Annotated in this window: 16 protein-coding genes, 1 tRNA gene and 1 pseudogene; 9 read left to right on the forward strand and 9 right to left on the reverse strand. The window is 70.2% G+C overall.

The window, feature by feature from the left end; genetic code table 11:
- Positions 1-4: 4 nt before the first annotated feature.
- On the forward strand, positions 5-2,617 hold the full coding sequence (locus K7G59_RS02745; RefSeq protein ID WP_225830148.1) for a CHAT domain-containing protein: 2,613 nt from the start codon (positions 5-7) through the stop codon (positions 2,615-2,617).
- A gap of 10 nt (positions 2,618-2,627) precedes the next feature.
- Here K7G59_RS02745 and K7G59_RS02750 read toward each other — a convergent pair whose 3' ends face one another.
- Complete coding sequence (locus tag K7G59_RS02750; RefSeq protein ID WP_308294981.1) at positions 2,628-3,173, reverse strand: SRPBCC family protein; 546 nt, start codon at positions 3,171-3,173, stop codon at positions 2,628-2,630.
- 580 nt (positions 3,174-3,753) lie between these two features.
- Here K7G59_RS02750 and K7G59_RS02755 point away from each other — a divergent pair.
- Together K7G59_RS02755 and K7G59_RS35230 are read left to right on the forward strand one after the other, a co-directional pair.
- A complete protein-coding gene (locus tag K7G59_RS02755) occupies positions 3,754-4,785 on the forward strand; it encodes a hypothetical protein (protein WP_225830149.1) in 1,032 nt (343 codons plus the stop codon).
- 9 nt (positions 4,786-4,794) lie between these two features.
- Positions 4,795-5,006, forward strand: a pseudogene (locus tag K7G59_RS35230) (acetyl-coenzyme A synthetase); the annotation flags it as partial.
- Positions 5,007-5,365: 359 nt separating this feature from the next.
- Here K7G59_RS35230 and K7G59_RS02765 read toward each other — a convergent pair.
- Positions 5,366-5,439: transfer RNA gene (locus K7G59_RS02765), tRNA-Pro, on the reverse strand.
- A 194-nt stretch (positions 5,440-5,633) separates the two neighbouring features.
- Positions 5,634-6,149, reverse strand: a complete 516-nt coding sequence (locus K7G59_RS02770) for a hypothetical protein (RefSeq protein ID WP_225830151.1) — start codon at positions 6,147-6,149, stop codon at positions 5,634-5,636.
- A gap of 233 nt (positions 6,150-6,382) precedes the next feature.
- Between K7G59_RS02770 and K7G59_RS02775 the strand changes: the two genes are divergently transcribed.
- Together K7G59_RS02775 and K7G59_RS02780 are read left to right on the forward strand one after the other, a co-directional pair.
- Positions 6,383-6,727: a cupin domain-containing protein gene (locus K7G59_RS02775; RefSeq protein ID WP_225830152.1), complete on the forward strand. Its 345-nt coding sequence runs from the start codon at positions 6,383-6,385 to the stop codon at positions 6,725-6,727.
- Positions 6,728-6,816: 89 nt separating this feature from the next.
- A complete protein-coding gene (locus K7G59_RS02780) occupies positions 6,817-7,977 on the forward strand; it encodes a Gfo/Idh/MocA family protein (RefSeq protein ID WP_225830153.1) in 1,161 nt (386 codons plus the stop codon).
- Here the strand turns inward: K7G59_RS02780 and K7G59_RS02785 are convergent.
- A complete protein-coding gene (locus K7G59_RS02785; RefSeq protein WP_225830154.1) occupies positions 7,958-8,989 on the reverse strand; it encodes a LacI family DNA-binding transcriptional regulator in 1,032 nt (343 codons plus the stop codon). The genes K7G59_RS02780 and K7G59_RS02785 overlap by 20 nt on opposite strands.
- Before the next feature lie 153 nt (positions 8,990-9,142).
- Between K7G59_RS02785 and K7G59_RS02790 the strand changes: the two genes are divergently transcribed.
- Positions 9,143-10,147, forward strand: coding sequence for a Gfo/Idh/MocA family oxidoreductase (locus K7G59_RS02790; RefSeq protein WP_225830155.1), 1,005 nt, complete (start codon positions 9,143-9,145; stop codon positions 10,145-10,147).
- A gap of 46 nt (positions 10,148-10,193) precedes the next feature.
- Here K7G59_RS02790 and K7G59_RS02795 read toward each other — a convergent pair whose 3' ends face one another.
- From K7G59_RS02795 to K7G59_RS02815, 5 genes are all read right to left on the reverse strand, one after another.
- Positions 10,194-10,373, reverse strand: a complete 180-nt coding sequence (locus tag K7G59_RS02795) for a hypothetical protein (RefSeq protein ID WP_225830156.1) — start codon at positions 10,371-10,373, stop codon at positions 10,194-10,196.
- 89 nt (positions 10,374-10,462) lie between these two features.
- Positions 10,463-11,365 carry a sugar phosphate isomerase/epimerase gene (locus tag K7G59_RS02800; protein ID WP_225830157.1) on the reverse strand — a complete coding sequence of 301 codons (903 nt, stop codon included), beginning with the start codon at positions 11,363-11,365 and terminating at the stop codon, positions 10,463-10,465.
- A gap of 2 nt (positions 11,366-11,367) precedes the next feature.
- Complete coding sequence (locus tag K7G59_RS02805; protein WP_225830158.1) at positions 11,368-12,279, reverse strand: ATP-binding cassette domain-containing protein; 912 nt, start codon at positions 12,277-12,279, stop codon at positions 11,368-11,370.
- Positions 12,280-12,283: 4 nt separating this feature from the next.
- Entirely contained in the window at positions 12,284-13,360 is a 1,077-nt protein-coding gene (locus tag K7G59_RS02810) for an ABC transporter permease (RefSeq protein WP_225830159.1), read from the reverse strand.
- Complete coding sequence (locus tag K7G59_RS02815) at positions 13,360-14,379, reverse strand: sugar ABC transporter substrate-binding protein (protein WP_225830160.1); 1,020 nt, start codon at positions 14,377-14,379, stop codon at positions 13,360-13,362. The genes K7G59_RS02810 and K7G59_RS02815 overlap by 1 nt, the downstream gene beginning before the upstream one ends.
- A gap of 298 nt (positions 14,380-14,677) precedes the next feature.
- Between K7G59_RS02815 and K7G59_RS02820 the strand changes: the two genes are divergently transcribed.
- From K7G59_RS02820 to K7G59_RS02830, 3 genes are read left to right on the forward strand one after another with little or no spacing between them, the layout of a single operon-like run.
- Positions 14,678-15,991: an ABC transporter substrate-binding protein gene (locus K7G59_RS02820; RefSeq protein ID WP_225830161.1), complete on the forward strand. Its 1,314-nt coding sequence runs from the start codon at positions 14,678-14,680 to the stop codon at positions 15,989-15,991.
- A 9-nt stretch (positions 15,992-16,000) separates the two neighbouring features.
- Positions 16,001-16,984, forward strand: coding sequence for a carbohydrate ABC transporter permease (locus K7G59_RS02825; protein ID WP_225830162.1), 984 nt, complete (start codon positions 16,001-16,003; stop codon positions 16,982-16,984).
- The gene (locus K7G59_RS02830; protein WP_225830163.1) at positions 16,981-17,868 is read left to right on the forward strand and encodes a carbohydrate ABC transporter permease; all 888 of its coding nucleotides are present in this window, start codon (positions 16,981-16,983) and stop codon (positions 17,866-17,868) included. Before K7G59_RS02825 ends, K7G59_RS02830 begins: the two co-directional genes overlap by 4 nt.
- Positions 17,869-17,938 lie beyond the last annotated feature (70 nt).

Raw genomic sequence — 17,938 nt, forward strand, 5'->3', positions numbered from 1 at the left:
TACCATGCGTGGAGTGACAGCGGGAAGCGAGTCGATTCTCGAACTGCTGCCGATGGTGTTCGCCGATCCCGGCGAGGCGCGGGCCCGCGCCGAACGGGTGCTGCGGACCGATGCGTCGCCGTTGCACGGCAGCGTCGCCCACCAGGTGCTCGGCATCTGGCAGCGGGACTTCGGCGACCTGGCGGTCGCGCTGCGGCATCTGCGGCGGGCCAGGGACCTGGCTGCGCGCGCCGGTTCGGCCGACCGTGAGGCGGACGTGCTCGCGACGCTGGGAGTCGCACTGGTGCACGCGGGGCGTACGCGGCACGGGCTGGCGTCGTTCGAGCGGGGTGTCGCGCGGGGCGGCGGACACACCCGGGCCCGCGTGCTGTTCCGGCGCGCCTACGTGTGGTGGGTGCTGGGCCGGCACCGGGAGGCGCTGGAGGACGTTCGGCGGGCGCTGCCGGTGCTGCGGCAGGCCGGTGACGGCATCTGGACCGCGCGGGCGCTGACCCTGCGGGCCACGGTGCATCTGGCGCTGGGCGCGGTGGACCGGGCGGTCGCCGACTTCACGGCGGCCGAACGGCTGTGGGAGACCACCGGCCAGGAGCACGACAAGGCGGACGCCGTCGAGAGCCGGGGGCTGGCCGCGTTCCGCTCCGGGGACATCCCGGCGGCGCTGCGGCTGCTGGACGAGGCCGAGGAGCGGTACGCCAAGCTCGGCACCCCGACCTTCATGCTGTCCATCCGCCGCTGCGAGGTGCTGATGGCGGCGGGGCTCGCGCCGGAGGCGCTGGCCGAGGCGGATGTGGCGATCGCGCTGCTGGACCGGATCGGCGGGCAGTCGACCCGCAAGGCCGAGCTGCTGCTCGCCGCGGCGCGGGCCGCCCGGTCGGCCGGGGACCCGCACACCGCGATCGCGCGCGCCGCCGTCGCCGTACGGCTGTTCGCGGCGCAGCGGCGGCCCTGGTGGGAGACGCACGCCCGGCTGGTGCTGATCGAGGCGCGGGTGGCGGCCGGGCGCCGCTCGGGGCGGCTGGTCGCGGACGCGGCGGCGGTGGCCGAGCGGCTGGCCTGCTTCGGCTCACCGGCGGCACCCGAGGCGTCGCTGCTCGCGGGCCGCATCGCGCTCGCGCTGGGCTCGACCGCCGACGCGGAACGGCACCTGGCGGTGGCCGCGCGCAGCCGGCACTGCGGGCCGCCGACGGCCCGGCTGACGGGCTGGGCGGCGCAGGCGCTGCGGGCGCGGGCGGCCGGTTCGCGGCGGGGGGTGCTGGAGGCCTGCCGGCGAGGCCTGGCTGTGCTCGACGACCACCGGATGACGCTCGGCGCCTCGGAACTGCGCGCCCACGTGACCGCGCAGGGCGCCGAACTGGCCGCTCTCGCCCAGGAGATGAGCCTCGACCAGCGCAGTCCGCGGCGGCTGCTGGAGTGGAGCGAGCGCTGGCGGGCGACGGTACTGTCCGCGCCGCCCGCCCGACCGCCCGCCGATCCGGCGCTGCTGCAGGGGCTGACCGCCTACCGGGAGATCGCCGCCCGCGCTGAGGAGGCCCGGATGGAGGGCCGCCCGGTACCGGCGCTGGAGCGCGAACAGCGGCGCCTGGAGAGGGAGATCCGCTCCCGGACCCGTCACATGCGGGGTGCCGCCGCCGGTGACGGGGACCGCTTCGACACGTCCCGGCTGCTGGAACGGCTCGGTGACGGGCGGCTGGTCGAACTGGCCGTGGTGGACGGTCAGGTGCACGTCCTGCTGTGCGGGCAGGGGAGGGTGCGCCGGTTCACGGGCGGGGCGCTGACGGAGGCGGTCGCGGAGGCCGAGTACATACAGGCCGGGCTACGACGGCTCGCGCACCCGGGCGCCGAGGCGCGGCTGGCGCTGGTGGAGGCGGCGGGCCGGCGGTTGCAGGAGCTGCTGCTGGGCGCCGCCGCGGCGCATCTCGGATCCGGGGCGGCGGTGGTCGTGCCGCCGGGCGCGCTGCACCGGGTGCCGTGGGCGCTGCTGCCCGCGCTGCGCGAGCGGGTGCTGAGCGTGTCGCCGTCGGCGAGCAGCTGGCTGCGCGCCCGGGAGACGGAGCCGCCGCCCGGCGGCCGGCCGGTGCTGGTGCGCGGCCCTGGTCTGGCGACGGGCGGCGCGGAAGTGCCGGAGCTGGCGGCCCGCTACGGCACGGCGACCGTTCTGGAGGGCGACGACGCGCAGGTGCCGCGGGTGCTGGCGGAACTCGACGGCGCGGGGCTCGCCCACCTCGCGGCCCATGGCACCTTCCGCGCGGACAGTCCGCTGTTCTCCGCGTTGCGGATGGCCGACGGCCCGCTGATCGTGCACGACTTCGAACGGCTCGCGCGCAGTCCGTACCGGATCATCCTGGGCAGCTGTGACACCGCCCGGCTCGCCTCGGTCGGCGCCGACGAACTCCTCGGCCTGGTCACGGCGCTGCTGCCGCTGGGCACGGCGGGCGTGGTGGCGTGCAGCGCGCCGGTCAACGATGCGGCGGTGGTGCCGCTGATGCTCGCCCTGCACAAGGGCCTCGGTGCGGGCCTGTCCCTGGCCGAGGCCCTGCGCGACGCCCGCGCCGCGCTGCCCGGGGACGCGCTCCACCAGGCGACGGGGTGGGCGTTCTCGGCGTTCGGAGCGGCGTGAGGGGCGTTCGTCAGGCCGGCTGTTCCGCGAGCTTCTTGATCTCGCGGAGGGTGGTCTCCATGCCTGACCGCAACTCCTCCAGCCGGAAGGCGACGATCTGTTCCGCCCGGTCCGGCTGGAGTTCCACCGCCTTGGTCAGGCCGCTGCGCCCCGGCCCGACGACGACCGCCTGACGGAGCCGGACGCCTTCCTCCTCGCTGTGGAGTTCATACCGCCAGGTTGCCAGGGGCCGGTCGGCATCGGAGGCAACCTTGCCGTACCGGCCGTCGGCGTCCGTGACGGCCCAGGCGAACACCCTTCGCTCGTCCAGCTCCACCACGTGGCTGACGGTCCGCCACTCCCCGATCCGAGGATGCTGGTTGTGGCCCTCGAAGCGCGCACCCACGGCAGGTCCCTGCACACCGTCCAGCCACGCCACCCGCTGCAACTCCGGGCTGAACCGGGCCGGGAGGCGGATGTCGGTCACGAGCTCCCAGATGCGTTGCAGGGGTGCTTGGACGTGCACCTCGCAGTGCGTTCGCGGCCTTGCGTCACGCTGCATGTCGTCCCCCGGCATGTCGTCCCCTCCCTGTCGGCGGCGTCGGGCGTCCACGCCCGGCACCGTGCCATGTCCCGTGATCCGGAGGATAGTCGGGACCGGGGGGAGCGGTGTTCGCACACAGGAAGCTCTGCGTGTGTTCCTTCGCACCCTCCCCGCCGTGGCCGCTCGCCCTGCTGACGGCCAGGCGGTCGAGAACGACGCCGCCCAGGCCTGCCGGAGTTCTGTTCACGCGCCCTGAACGCCGTACCGGTACGGGTGCTCCCCTTCGTCGCCATGGTCGGACCCCAGGTCGCGCTCCGCGGCGCTGCACTCATTTCCCGGATGAGCCCCAGGACGCCCGACCATCCAGTAGATCATTTTGTTCGACATTATCAACAAGCCGTCGGCACTGCGCTTTTCCGGTATTCAAAGACACCCGGGAAGCAGGGTGACACAGGCTCGGTCATGCGGTCCGGGGATAGTGGATGTCGGATGGAAACCCGATTCGTGCAGGCCGAGACAGAGGATCACAGCTCTCCTTTCCGGCGGAAAGGCGGGAACGAGAGTCTGCGAGGGTTGAGGCCCAGTCCATCGAAGACAAGGTGGAGCAAGTTTCATGAGCGCAACCGCTCGAGCAATTGGAGCAGCAGTAAAGGCGAGACCGGCGAGGTTCACGGAATCGCTCATCAGCCTCGTCCTGGCGACGGCGTTGGCCGACCCCTTCACGGGCACCGCGTCGCTCCCGGCCCTCCCGCGCCCCAGAGCCACACACGTGCAGCCGACGGTCGTCGGAGGCGACCCGACCTGCAGCGACCTCCTGCCTTCGGACTCCTTCCTGTTCGAGAGCAAGCTCACCTCACCGAAGGACCTGGACAACTTCGGGCTGGCTTTCGACGGGCGGACCGGGAAACTCGACCTCGATGTCCACGACACCACCCAGGGGCAGGCGTTCGACTTCTCGGTGACCGGTGACTTCGTCGTCGTCGGCGTCGTGGCCAAAGGCGGACCGACCGCCAACTTCTACGACTACTCGCCCACCGGCGAGGTCGCCGATCCGGACCTCCACGCGCCGGTCGACGATCAGACCGACAAGTACCACGACCTCAGCCGCATCTCGTTCTGCCTCGGCGAAACGGCGCCCGGTGCGATCAAGATGCTGCTGTACAGCACCAAGGGCCACCGCGATCACCTCGTCAAGGACGACAGCGCGGCGTTCGTGATCAGGAACAAACGCTTCGTGAAGGTCGCGTCCGACAACGGGTCGAACGACACGAACGGGATCACGGGCGTGGTGTGCGTGGAGGACATCAAGCCCGGCAGGTACCGCATCCGCGAAGTCACACCTCCTGACAACTACGGTGACCCGTTGCCGCGGACACAGGATGTGGTGGTCGTCTCCGGGACGAAATGCACGAAGGGGCCGCAGCCCAGAGGCAGCAGCGTGGTCACGTTCAGGTTCCCGCCGCTCACCGACATTTCCCTGGAGGCAAGAAGTCAGGAGCCCAACGAGACCCGGTCCACCATCGTCTGTTTCAAAGGGGACCACCGCAAAGTGGACCGCAGCGGTCCCGCTCACGATCCAGCCAAACTGGAGGTCCTCGGCTTGGAGCCGGGAACCTACGATTGCAGGATCGGCATCGACCCGTGACGCCGCCGTGAAGCAATGGCGGACATCACAGCGGACGGCAGCCATAGCCGTGGCAGCCCTCGGCGATGAAGCCATGGTCGGGCGAGGCCCTCGGCCGTCCCGGCAGCGAGCAGGACCGCAGCGTCCTGGTGGTCCGCCGCACCGGCCAGGAGGCGGCATGGACCGAGGGCCGCGACGTGTGGTGGCACGGTCTCGTCGGCCGCCGGCCGGAGCGGCACACGGGGAGGCCCTGTTGCGCGCGGCTGTACGAGCACCTGCGGCGTCACGACCGACGGCACACCGGCCCGACTTGGTTCGCCGACGCCGGAGTCCCGGTCCACATCTTGCGAAGGACCACCGGCCACGGATCGCCGACCACCAGCCGGCGTTGTCTGCACGCGGACGTGCACAAGATCACAGCCGCCGACGCGGCCCTCTCGGCGCACCCGAGTGTGCTGCGTGCCCCGTACGCCCTGTCGAGCCCGATCGCCGTCACTCGCCAGGGCCGGTCAAGGTAGCTGGTCCCCCACTGGTCCCCGAAAACGGTCAGGGCCGGTTTCGGAATCCTCCGAAACTGGCCCTGACCTGCGACTCTCACAAGTCGGGACGACAGGATTTGAACCTGCGACCCCTTGACCCCCAGTCAAGTGCGCTACCAAGCTGCGCCACGTCCCGATGTGCTCCACACGGAAGCGGTCCGCGTGATCACACAGGTCAACCCTACCGCACCCACGCGGGTGCCCGTGTCACCTCCGCTGCGCGGGGCTGCAGCACGAGTTGTGGTCTGGCGGGGGAAGAGGTGCAGACGCCGGACCGGGGCATGTCTTCGGTGGTCTCACCGGCTCCATGCTCCAGCGGCACGCCGGAACCTATTTGATGAGCGCGTTGGCCACCACCACGCCCACGCCGAGCAGCGCGTCCCCCATGCCCATGACGACGGCGACCGGCCAACTCCGCTCCGACCAGCGGGCGGTGATCACGCCCAGGCCGAACAGGAGCGCGATGTTGAGGCCGAACGCCGGGTACTGGATGCCGTTCGCCGGCCACCAGCCCCAGCCCGCGCCGGCCAGCAGGAACACCGTGGGGAGGACGACCGTGACCAACGGCCACTCGTCCCGCAGGGCCCGCAGGGCGTCCCAGCGGCTGTGCGGGGTGCGCTCGGCGATGTAGTGGGCGTAGCCGTGGGCGAGGGCGGAGGCGCACGCGGTCACCAGCAGCCAGATGGCGTCGTACCGGCGCCCGGCGGCGTCGGTACGGCCGTACCGGGAGAGCGCGGCGACCATCGAGCTGGCGAGGACGGCACCGTAGACCCCGCCGAACAGGACGGCCTCGCGCGTGTCGTGCCCCCGGTGCGGTTCACCGGGGGCCGCCGTGCGATCAGCCATGTCTCCACGATCACCCGGGCCCGGCACGGCCGCCAGTCCGCCGCCCCCAGCCGTCCCGCCGCCGACCGGGCCGTGAGCCATCCCGCCGCCGGGCCGTCCGCCGTCCCGCCGCTGTCCGTCCGCCGTTCGTTCGCTGTCGGCTCCGACGCCCGACGAAGTGTCCTCTCACCAGGCCGGATGCCCCACACACTGTCGGCGGCGGCACGGGGCGGCCGCTCGCTAGCGTCGATCCCATGACGCAGAGTTTCGCTCTCCACATCCCCGACGCCGACCTCGAGCCCGAGCCCCTCGACCCGGATCAGATCGTCTCCGGGACCCCCGAGGTGACCGGCAAGGTGGTCTGGGAGTCGGCGGACGGCAGGCAGATCCGAGGGATCTGGCAGATCACGCCCGGAGTGGTCACCGACACCGAGGCGGACGAGCTGTTCGTCGTGATCAGCGGCTCGGCGACGATCGAGGTCGAGGGGGGTCCGACACTGCGGGTCGGGCCGGGCGACCTGGCCGTGCTGCGCGCGGGTGACCGTACGACGTGGACCGTGCACGAGACGCTGCGAAAGGCCTACGCGATCAACCTCTGACACCACGGCCCGCCGCTTCTTGACAGTCGAGTTCATGTCCGGACATGGTGATCCGGACAGGAGGTCGACCGGTCCGAAGAAGGGCTGTCATGGTGGATGCGCTGGGTGTCGCCGTCGTCGGATTCGGCTGGATGGGCCGGGTGCACACCCAGGCGTACGCCCGCCTCCCGCACCACTATCCGCGACTTCTGCTGCGGCCCCGGCTGGTCACGGTGGCCGAGGAGGTGCCCGGCCGGGCGGAGGAGGCCGCCGAGCAGTTCGGTTTCGCCTCGGCGACCCGTGACTGGCGCGAGGTGGCCGCCGATCCGCGCGTGCAGGCCGTCAGCATCACCGCCCCGAACTTCCTCCACCGGGAGATCGGGGTCGCGATGGCCGAGGCCGGCAAGCACATCTGGGTCGAGAAGCCGGTGGGGCTGACCGCCGAGGACGCCCGCGCGGTGGCCGCCGCGGTCACGAAGGCGGGCGTACAGGGCACGGTCGGCTTCAACTACCGCAACGCGCCCGCCGTGGAGGCCGCCCGCGAGTTGATCGCCACCGGTGAGATCGGCACCGTCACCCATGTCCGCATCCGCCTGTTCAGCGACTACGCCGCCCACCCGGACGGCGCGCTGACCTGGCGGTACGAGCGCAAGCGCGGCGGCAGCGGAGTCCTCGGCGACCTGGCCTCGCACGGCGCCGACCTGGCCCGCTTCCTGCTCGGCGACATCGCCGCCCTGACCGCGGACACCGCCGTCTTCGTCCCCGAGCGGGCCCGGCCGGCCGGCGCCACCGCGGGCCACACGCTCGCCTCCGGCGGCGAGCCGGGACCGGTCGAGAACGAGGACTACGTCAACTGTCTGCTGCGTTTTGCCTCCGGCGCCCGTGGGGTGCTGGAGGCCTGCCGGGTCTCGGTCGGCGAGCAGAACAACTACGGCTTCGAGGTGCACGGCACCAAGGGTGCGGTGTTCTGGGACTTCCGGCGGATGAACGAACTCGGCGTCAGCCGCGGCACGCGGTACCAGGACCAGCCGGTGTGCACGGTGTACGTCGGTCCGGGCGCGGGCGAGTTCGCCGCGTTCCAGCCGGGCGCGGCCAACGCCATGGGCTACGACGACCTGAAGGTCATCGAGGCGTACCGGTTCCTGCGCTCCGTCGCGGAGGGCACACCGTACGGCGCCACGCTCGCGGATGCGGTGCGCAGTGCCGCCGTACTGGAGGCGATGGCGGTCTCGGCCGAGAGCGGAGCATGGGTCAACCTGCCGGTGGCGTAGGCGTGTTGTACGGCGTGACGACCTGGATCGGCGACGGCAGCAGTGGCCCGGCCGGTGGCAGGGCGCCGTGGAACCGCATCATCTCGTGGCAGGCCTCGCGCAGGTCGTGGCGCAGATCGTGGTGGAGGACGGCGGAGAGGCGGTGCTCGCGCAGCAGCCGGATGTTGTCGTGGTCGAGGTCGTGGGCGATGAACACCGCGCAGTCGCGGCCGAGGTCGGCGAAGGCCCGCAGGGTGGCGTTGTTGCCGCCGCCGATGGAGTAGACGGCCCGGATCTGCGGGTCCCGTTCCAGGGCGGCGCGGACGAGGTCGTACTGCGTGGCGTCCAGGCCGTGCCCCTCGGTGACCTCCACCAGCGCGCGCCGGGGGTGTCCGGCCCGCAGCACCGCGCGGAAGCCCATCTCGCGCTCCTCCTCATTGCGGAAGAAGCCACTGCTGAGGCTGGTCAGGACGTTGCCGGGCCGGTCGCCGAGCCACTGGCCGAGCAGGTAGGCGGCGGTGGCGCCCGCGGCCCGGTTGTCGATGCCGACGTAGCCGAGCCGGCCGCTGGCGGGCAGGTCGGTGACGAGGGTGACGACCGGGATGCCGGCAGCGGTGAGGCGGCCCACCGCGGCGGTCACCTCGGGGACGTCGGGCGCCTTGAGGATCACCCCCTGTGAGCCGCGCCGGGCGATCCGGTCCAGGGTGGCGACCTGCTCGGCTGTCGGACCGGTCTCGCGGAAGTGGAAGCGGGAGCGGACCACGGCCGGGCGCAGTGCGGGCAGTTCGGCTTCCAGGGCGGCGCGGACGGCGGTGGTGAACCGTTCGGGTGCCTGCACCACGATGTCGACCATGAAGGTACGGCCGGCCAGCCGGACCTGGGTGCGCTGCCGGTCCAGGTCGGCGATGGCCCGGCGCACCTCCTGGGCGGTGCTCTCCCGCACCCCTCCCCTGCGGTTGAGCACACGGTCCACGGTGGCCTCGCTCAGGCCCGCCTGACGTGCGATCTCCCGGATCGGGAAGGGATGGCCCACGGGGACGGCCTCCTCGGGTTCATGAGGGGTTTTTGATGGCTTGTTGCTGATTGTTCGAGGGGTTTGTACGGACAAGAATGGCACCACGACCTCGCCCCACGGGCCGCGGCCCCGCAGTGAAGACGGAACCACGCACCAGGAGCAGTGGAGCACATGCGCATCGGAATCCTCGGCCTCGGCCGTATCGGCGCCTTCCACGCCGGGACCCTCTTCGGACTCGGCGTCGTCGAGTCCCTCGTCGTCGCGGACCCGTTCGCGGACGCGGCCAAGGCCGCCGCCGAGCGGTTCGGGGCCGAGGTCGCCGACTCCCCGGAGGCGGTGCTGGCCGCCGGGATCGACGGGCTGGTGATCGCGGCGGCCACCGACGCCCATCCGGCGCTGATCCGGGCCGGTGTCGAGGCGGGCGTGCCGGTGTTCTGCGAGAAGCCCGTCGCCCGCACCATGGTGGAGGGCATCGAGGTGCTCGGGGCCGTCCAGGGCAGTGACGTGCCGGTCCAGATCGGCTACAACCGCCGTTTCGACGCGGGTTTCATGGCCGCGCGGGCCGCCGTGCGCGGCGGCGAGCTGGGCAGGCTGCACACGGTCCGCTGCACCACTTTGGACCCGGCGCCGCCGCCGGCCGCGTACATCGCCGCCTCCGGTGGCATCTTCCGGGACTGTTCCGTGCACGACTTCGACATCATCCGCTGGGTCACCGGCCGCGAGGTCACCGAGGTGTACGCGGTCGGCGGCAACCGGGGCGCCGACTACATCGCGGAGGCGGGCGACGCCGACACCACCGGCGCGATCCTCACGCTGGACGACGGCACGATCGCGATGGTCTCCAACTCCCGTCACAACGCGCGGGGGTACGACGTCCGCATGGAGCTGCACGGCTTCGCCGACGCCGTTGCCGTCGGCCTGGACGACAAGCTGCCGCTGCGCTCGGTCGAGCCCGGGACGGCCTTCCCCGCGGGCGCCCCGCACGACTTCTTCATGGACCGCTTCGCCGATGCCTACCGGGCCGAACTCACCGCCTTCACGGAGGTGGTGGCCGGCACCCGGCCCTCGCCCTGCACGATCGAGGACGCGCTGGAGGCCGGCTGGATCGCGCAGGCCTGCACCCTGTCCCTGCACGAGCACCGCCCGGTGACCATCGCGGAGGTACGGCAGGGGTGAGTCCGCTGCGGCGCCGGACCGCTGTCCGGCGCCGGCGCCGTGCGCCTCAGCCGCAGTAACGCACCAGCCACTCGTCCGCGTCGTAGGTGTCACGCGCGGGGTCCGGCAGCGTCGCCGGCCTCGTCTCCACGGTGTCCTGCGGGTGTATGCGCTCGGGCAGCGTCCCGAAGCGGGCCCGACGGTGGGCAGCTTCCGTGGTCTGCCCGTCCTGCTCGCTGTGCGTCATGCCGTCCTCCCCCTCTTCGTGGACACCCTCCTGCACCGTGCAGAACGCCCGGGAGCCACCGATGGTTCCCGGGCCGGCGGATCCCCTGCTCAGGCCCCGCACGAGCGCAGGAACCGGCGGGTGCGCACCGCGATCGGCAGCGGCCTGTCCTGCTCGCACGGGTACATGTCCTGCTCGACGATCGCGAACAGCTGCGCCCCGAGCCGCTGCGCGGCCTCCAGCACCGGCCCCAGTTCCGGGACCCCGGACGGCGGTTCGCACATCACGCCCTGCGCGACGGCCGGGCCGAACGGGGTGCCCTTGGCCCGCACCTCCGCCAGGATCTGGGGGTCGACCTGCTTGAGGTGCAGGTAGCCGATCCGCTCGCCGTAGGTCTCGATCAGTTTGACGCTGTCCCCGCCGCAGTAGGCGTAGTGCCCGGTGTCCAGGCAGAGGTTGACCAGCTCGGAGTCGGTGGAGTCGAGGAACCGTTCGACGTGCTCCTCGGTGTCGATGTGGGTGTCGGCGTGCGGGTGGACGACGATGTCGAGGCCGTAGGTCTCCCTGACCTCGTGGCCGAGCCGCTCCATGCCCTCGGTGAGGTGGGTCCACTGTTCTGCGGTCAGCTCCGGCGGTTCCAGGATCTCGGCGGTCCTGTCGTCCCGCCAGAAGGAGGGGATGACGACGAGGTGCCGGGCGCCCATGGCCTGGGTGAGCGCGGCGACCTGGCCGACGTGTTCCCAGGTGGCCTCCCACACGGAGGGACCGCGGTGCAGCCCGGTGAAGACCGTGCCCGCCGAGACCTTCAGGTTCCGCCGGCCCAGCTCGTCCGTCAGCCGGGCCGGGTCGGTGGGCAGGTAGCCGTAGGGGCCGAGTTCGATCCAGTCGTAGCCGGCCTCGGCGACCTCGTCCAGGAAGCGTGGCCAGGGCACCTGCCGCGGGTCGTCGGGGAACCAGACGCCCCAGGAGTCGGGGGCCGAGCCGACCCGGATGCGGTCGAGGGCGTGGGGCATGGTCAGGACGTCCCTTCGGGAGGATGGGCCACAGGTGCGGTGAGGTCGTTCTCCTCGGGGAGTTCTTCCACGTCGGCCCCGCGGACCTGGGCCAGTTCGTGCTTGAGCGCGGCGAGTTCGGCGCCGCCCGCCATGTGGTCGGTCAGCTCCTCCAGGGTGATGTCGCCGCGGCCGGCGCTGAGTTCGAGGGTGCCCAGACGCAGCACGGTGAAGTGGTCGCCGACCATGTAGGCGTGGTGCGGGTTGTGGGTGATGAAGATGACGCCGAGGCCGCGGTCGCGGGCGGCGGCGATGTACTTCAGGACGACTCCGGACTGCTTGACACCGAGGGCGGCGGTGGGTTCGTCCAGGATGAGGACGCGGGCGCCGAAGTGGACCGCGCGGGCGATCGCCACGCACTGGCGCTGGCCGCCGGAGAGGGTGCCGATGGGCTGTTCCAGGTCGTCCAGGACGATGCCCATGCGGCGCAGTTCCCGGTCGGCCGTCTCCTTCATCCGGGCGATGTCCAGGCGGCGCAGCGGCCAGGTGCCCTTGGTCATCTCCGAGCCGAGGAAGAAGTTGCGCCACACCGGCATCAGGGGGATGGTGGCGAGGTCCTGGTAGACCGTGGCGATGCCCTGGTCGAGGGCCTCGCGCGGGGTGCTGAAGCGCACCGGCCGCCCGTCGACGAGGAAGTCTCCCTCGGTGTGCCGGTGCAGCCCTGAGATGATCTTGATGAGGGTGGACTTGCCGGCACCGTTGTCGCCCAGGACGCACGTCACCCGGCCTGCGTGGACGGTGAGGTCGACGCCGTGCAGGGCGCGGAGGTTGCCGTAGGACTTGCCTGCGCCGCGCAGTTCCACGAGCGGGTCCTCGCCCGGGGGCACGGTGTCCTCGAGGACGGCGCCGTGGATGCCGGTTCCCTTACTGGTCATGGGGTCACCTCCGGGTCGCCGTGCGCTGGACCCACAGATTGATCAGAACGGCGCCGAGCAGCATCACGCCGAGGAACGCCTTGAACCAGTCGGGGTTCCAGCCGGCGTACACGATCCCCTGGTTGACCATGCCGAACATGAACGCGCCGAAGACGGGACCGATCGCGGAGCCGTAGCCGCCGGTGAGCAGACAGCCGCCGATGACGGCCGCGGCGATGTAGATCAGCTCCTGGCCGACGCCCTCGCCGGACTGCACGGTGTTGAAGGAGAACAGGTTGTGCATGCCGAGGAACCAGGCGCCGAAGCCGACCAGCATGAACAGCGTGATCTTGGTGAAGGTCACGGGCACACCGACGGCGCGGGCGCTCTCCTTGTCGCCACCGACCGCGAAGACCCAGTTGCCGTACTTGGTGCGCAGCAGCACCCAGGTGGCGAGGGCGGCGAAGACCAGCCACCAGACCACGGTGATCTTCACCTGGACGCCCCCGACGTCGAAGGAGGAGGCGAATACTTTCCTCGCCTGGTCGAAGCCGTCCATGTCACTGATGTCGTCGGTGGCGACGTTGCCGGTGACCAGCTTGGTCACGGCGAGGTTGACGCCCTGGAGGATCAGGAAGGTGCCGAGGGTGACCAGGAAGCTCGGCAGCCCGGTTCTGACCACCATCCAGCCGTTGAAGGCGCCGATGGCGAGCGAGACGACGAGGGCGGCGATCACACCGGTCCACACGTTCACGGTCAGCTGGTAGCTGAGCATGCTCGCGGTGAGAGCGGAGGTGATCACGGCGACGCCGGAGGACAGGTCGAACTCGCCGCCGATCATGAGCAGGGCCACCGGGAGGGCCATGATGCCGATGGTCGAGGACTGGTACAGGACCGTCGCCATCGAGCTGCCCTGACGGACCGTGGGCGCGGCGATCAGGAAGAAGACCAGTACGGCGACGGCGCCGAGGAAGACGCCCACCTCGGGCCGGGCCAGCAGCCGCAGCACCAGCGGGCGCCGGGCGGTGCGGCCGTCCCGCTGGCCGGGGCCGGAGCCCGGCGGTGTGCCCACCGCCGGACCGGCGTGCTGGGCCATGCTCATCACCGGGTGCCCTTCGCGGCGAACCGGGCGACCCTGTCGACGTTGGACTTGTCGACGAAGGCCGGGCCGGTGAGCACCGGCTGGACGCCGCCGCCGCTGTAGTTGCCGTTGTTCTTGTAGAGCCACAGGGAGTCGACCGCCAGATAGCCCTGCAGATAGGGCTGCTGGTCGACGGCGAACTCGATGGAGCCGTTCTGCACGGCCTTGACCAGGTCCTTGTTGAGGTCGAACGTGGCCACCTCGGCCTTGCTGCCCGCGTCGCCCACCGACTGCACCGCGGTCAGCGCGAACGGGGCGCCGAGGGTGACGACGGTGTCGACGGAGCGGTTCTGCTTCAGCTTCGCGGTGATGGTCGACTTCACCGACGGCATGTCGGCGCCGTTCACGTACAGCGTCTCGGTCGTGCCCTTGAACGTCTTCTTGACGCCGTCGCAGCGCTGGGTGAGGCCGACGTTGCCCTGCTCGTGGATCACACAGACGACGTTCTTGGCGCCGGTGGAGTTCAGCTTGTCGCCGAACGCCTCGCCCGCCACGCTCTCGTCCTGCCCGAAGAACTCCAGCAGCCCCATCTTCTTCCAGTCGCTCAGTCCCGAGTTCAGGCCGACCACCGGTATGCCCGCCTGCTCCGCCTTGCCGATCACGCTCCGCATGGCGTCGGGCTTGGCGAGGGTGACCGCGATGCCGTCGACCTTCTGGTCGATGGCGTTCTGCACCAGGTTGGCCTGGATGCCGGCGCTCGGGTCGGCGGAATAGAGGAGCTTGATGTTGTCCTTGGCCGCCGCCGCCTGCGCACCCTTGCGGACGGTGTCCCAGAAGGTGTCGCCGGGCGACTGATGGGTGACCAGCGCGATTGTCATCCGGGGGGTGTCGGCCTTGCCCGCGGAGGCGTTCGCCGCTCCCTCCTCGGCCTTCTTGCCGCCGGAGCTGCTGGAGCAGCCGGCGAGGGCGAGGGCCGCCGCAGCGGCCACGGCCACGACAGGGGCCAGTCTGCGGGAGCGGGAGTGGGAAGAGCAGTCCATCTTTTCCTGCACCTCACTGTGCGACGGGGCGGAGCGGGACCTGTTGCGTTGGGACCGGATCCAAGTCCCTGCGGGGCCTGCTGTCAATGCTTTGTCAAGACATTATTTCACCATGAGATCCGAATGTAAGGACAAATTACCCATAGACGCGGCTGCCGCTCGTACGCTTCCCATCCGCCGTGCACACCGAAACGACCGCACCTATTGACGGGGAGCCCACGCGGGGCTGTTATTACGCCCACGCTGTTCGGTCGAGTTGGTTTCTGATCGGTTTCGAAAACCTTCGTTGGGAGCCGTCATGCGCCTGTCCCCGTCCGGTCTCTCCGTCCCGCGTCCCAGCCGCCGCTCCCTGCTGCGCGGAGCCGGCGGCGCCGCCCTGCTCGCCGGTGCCGGAATCCCCCTGCTGGCCGCCTGCGGCGGCAGCGGATCCTCCTCAGACCCGAAGACCGTCACGCTCGGCTCCAACGCCTCGGACGCGGTGCCGAAGAAAGCCTTCGCAAGCGTCTACGCGGCTTTCAAGCAGAAGTCCGGCATCACCGTCGACGTGAACACGAAGGACCACAACACCTTCCAGGAACAGATCAACTCCTACCTCCAGGGCACACCCGACGACGTGTTCAACTGGTTCGCCGGGTACCGCATGCAGTTCTTCGCGGCGAAGAGGCTGGCCACGCCGATCGACGACGTATGGCAGAAGATCGGGGACAACTTCCCCGAGGCGATGAAGAAACTCAGCAAGGGCGAGGACGGCAAGTACTACTTCGTGCCGCTCACCACCTACCCCTGGGCGATCTTCTACCGCAGGAGCGTCTTCCGGCAGCACGGCTATCAGATCCCCACCACCTGGGACCAGTTCACCGCCCTGTGCCGGCAGATGAAGAAGGACGGCCTGGTCCCGCTCGCCTTCGGCGACAAGGACGCCTGGCCCGCGATGGGCACCTTCGACCAGATCAACTTCCGCCTCAACGGCTACGACTTCCACGTGCAGCTGATGGCGGGCAGGGCCGCCTGGACGGACGCCAGGGTGAAGGCCGTCTTCGACCACTGGTCCGAGATCCTGCCCTACCACCAGGACGGCGCCATGGGCCGCACCTGGGAGGACGCCGCCCAGGCGCTGGTGGCGAAGAAGGCCGGCATGTATCTGCTGGGAAGCTTCGTGGCCCAGCAGTTCACGAACAAGGCCGACCTCGACGACCTCGACTTCTTCGCCTTCCCGGAGATCAACTCCGCCTACGGGCAGGACACCGTGGAGGCACCGACCGACGGTTTCATGGTCAGCAAGGCCCCGAAGAACCACGCCGGCGTCCTGAAGCTGCTGGAGTACCTGGGCTCGCCGCAGGCCGAACAGCTCTACCTCAAGACCGATCCGAGCGTGGTGGCCGCCTCCGACAAGGCCGACACCTCCCCGTACTCCGCGCTGCAGAAGAAGGCGTTCACGATGATCGGCGGCGCCAAGAGCCTCACCCAGTTCATGGACCGCGACAGCCGCCCCGACTTCACCTCCACGGTGATGCAGCCGGCACTGCAGAAGTTCGTCCAGAACCCCAAGGGCGTGGACGGGCTGCTGTCGTCGATCGAGCGGCAGAAAAAGACGATCTTCGCATCCTCGTGAGCGGGTGCCATGACCACCGACCTGCCGACGCACACGACCCGGGAGGAGGCCGAGGTGCCGCCTGCGGGCCCCACACCCTCGAAGAAGCGGGCCACGCAGGGCCATCGGCGCCTGCTGACCCGCCGCGACCGCGTCACGCTCGCCCTGATGGTGGGCGTGCCGACGGTCCTGCACGTGACCCTCGTCTGGGTCACCGCCCTGGCCTCGGTCCTCCTCGCCTTCACCACCTGGGACGGCATCGGGTTCGACTCGATCAGATGGGTGGGCCTGGACAACTTCCGGCAACTGTTCAGCGACAACCCGCAATTCTGGCCCGCCGTCCAGCACAACGTCATATGGTTCGTCGTCCTGATCCTCGTCCCGACCCCGTTCGGCCTGTTCCTCGCCGTCCATCTGGACAAGCGGATCCGGTTCAGCCGGGTCTACCAGACGGCGTTCTTCCTGCCGGTCGTCATCTCGATGGCGTGCATCGGTTTCGTCTGGCAGCTCGTCTACAACCCGGACACGGGCCTGCTCAACAGCATCACCGGCGCCAACAAGCCGGGGCACTACATCGACTGGATCGGCGACCCGAAGCTCAACCTGTGGGCCGTCCTCGTCGCCGCGTCCTGGCGGCACACCGGTTACATGATGATCCTCTACCTGGCCGGCCTCAAGAGCGTCGACCCGTCCCTGCGGGAGGCGTCCGCGCTGGACGGCGCGAACGAGTGGCAGACGTTCAGGAACGTCATCTTCCCGACCCTGCGTCCGACCAACACGGTCGTCCTGGTCGTCACCGTCATCGAGGCGCTGCGCGCCTTCGACCTGGTCTTCGTCTTCAACAAGGGCGCCCAGGGCACCGAGTTGCTGTCGATCCTGGTGACGAACAACATCATCGGCGAGTCCAGCCGCATCGGTTACGGCTCCGCCATCGCCGTCGTCCTGCTGGTGATCTCCCTCGCGGTGATCATCCCGTACCTGGTGGCCACCTTCCGGAAGGAGCGGCGCGCATGAGCGGCTCCGCTGTCCCGCTGAAACGGCGCGCCCCGGTCCGCCCCGCCCGGATCGTGCTGCACGTCTTCCTCACCGGCACCGCCCTGGCCTGGCTGGCCCCGCTGCTGTGGGCGGTCTTCTCCGCGCTGCGGCCGTACAGCGAGACCAGCACCAAGGGGTACGTCTCCTGGCCGGACAAGCTGAGCCTGGACAACTTCCGGAACGCGTTCACGCAGTCGGACATGACGCACTACTTCGGCAACACGCTGCTGATCGCGGTGCCGGCCGTGCTGCTGACGCTGTTCCTGTCGTCGATGGTCGCCTTCCACGTCAGCCGTTTCGACTTCCGCCTCAACCTCGCGCTGCTGCTGGTCTTCACGGCGGGCAACCTGCTGCCGCAGCAGGTCATCATCACCCCGCTGTACCGGATGTACCTGCTCACCGACCTCCCGGGCATCACGACGAGCGGGAAGCTGTACGACTCCGCGCTCGGCCTGGTCCTGATCCATGTGGCGTTCCAGTCCGGCTTCTGCGCGTTCGTGCTGAGCAACTACATGCGCTCGCTGCCCCACGAGCTGACGGAGGCCGCGCTCGTCGACGGCGCCTCGGTGTGGCGGCTGTACTGGCAGATCACGCTGCCACTGTGCAAACCGGCCATGGCGGCCCTGGCCACGCTGCTGTCCATCTGGATCTACAACGATTTCTTCTGGGCGCTCGTGCTGATCTCCACCGGCGAGAACATGCCGATCACCTCGGCGCTGAACAACCTCTCCGGCCAGTACTTCACCGATCCCAACCTGGTCGCGGCCGGCTCCCTGCTGACCGCCGTCCCGACCCTGGTCGTGTACTTCGTGCTCCAGCGCCAGTTCGTCAGCGGCCTGACCCTGGGCTCCGGCAAGGGCTGAACATATCGCTGCGCAAAGCATGCGAAAACGCATGTCTTACGCGAGGGGAAAGGCCTGACAGGACAAGAAA

Origin of the sequence: Streptomyces sp. NK08204, from assembly GCF_020400585.1 — a bacterium.
GTDB lineage: Bacteria > Actinomycetota > Actinomycetes > Streptomycetales > Streptomycetaceae > Streptomyces.

Excerpts from the sequence above, each read along its gene's own strand:
- K7G59_RS02795 (WP_225830156.1), bottom strand. The coding sequence starts at position 10,373 with ATGACGCACAGCGAGCAGGACGGGCAGACCACGGAAGCTGCCCACCGT.
- K7G59_RS02775 (WP_225830152.1), top strand. The coding sequence starts at position 6,383 with ATGACGCAGAGTTTCGCTCTCCACATCCCCGACGCCGACCTCGAGCCC.
- K7G59_RS02800 (WP_225830157.1), bottom strand. The coding sequence starts at position 11,365 with ATGCCCCACGCCCTCGACCGCATCCGGGTCGGCTCGGCCCCCGACTCC.
- K7G59_RS02805 (WP_225830158.1), bottom strand. The coding sequence starts at position 12,279 with ATGACCAGTAAGGGAACCGGCATCCACGGCGCCGTCCTCGAGGACACC.
- K7G59_RS02770 (WP_225830151.1), bottom strand. The coding sequence starts at position 6,149 with ATGGCTGATCGCACGGCGGCCCCCGGTGAACCGCACCGGGGGCACGAC.
- K7G59_RS02750 (WP_308294981.1), bottom strand. The coding sequence starts at position 3,173 with ATGCCGGGGGACGACATGCAGCGTGACGCAAGGCCGCGAACGCACTGC.
- K7G59_RS02790 (WP_225830155.1), top strand. The coding sequence starts at position 9,143 with ATGCGCATCGGAATCCTCGGCCTCGGCCGTATCGGCGCCTTCCACGCC.
- K7G59_RS02820 (WP_225830161.1), top strand. The coding sequence starts at position 14,678 with ATGCGCCTGTCCCCGTCCGGTCTCTCCGTCCCGCGTCCCAGCCGCCGC.
- K7G59_RS02815 (WP_225830160.1), bottom strand. The coding sequence starts at position 14,379 with ATGGACTGCTCTTCCCACTCCCGCTCCCGCAGACTGGCCCCTGTCGTG.
- K7G59_RS02825 (WP_225830162.1), top strand. The coding sequence starts at position 16,001 with ATGACCACCGACCTGCCGACGCACACGACCCGGGAGGAGGCCGAGGTG.
- K7G59_RS02745 (WP_225830148.1), top strand. The coding sequence starts at position 5 with ATGCGTGGAGTGACAGCGGGAAGCGAGTCGATTCTCGAACTGCTGCCG.
- K7G59_RS02755 (WP_225830149.1), top strand. The coding sequence starts at position 3,754 with ATGAGCGCAACCGCTCGAGCAATTGGAGCAGCAGTAAAGGCGAGACCG.
- K7G59_RS02830 (WP_225830163.1), top strand. The coding sequence starts at position 16,981 with ATGAGCGGCTCCGCTGTCCCGCTGAAACGGCGCGCCCCGGTCCGCCCC.
- K7G59_RS02780 (WP_225830153.1), top strand. The coding sequence starts at position 6,817 with ATGGTGGATGCGCTGGGTGTCGCCGTCGTCGGATTCGGCTGGATGGGC.
- K7G59_RS02810 (WP_225830159.1), bottom strand. The coding sequence starts at position 13,360 with ATGAGCATGGCCCAGCACGCCGGTCCGGCGGTGGGCACACCGCCGGGC.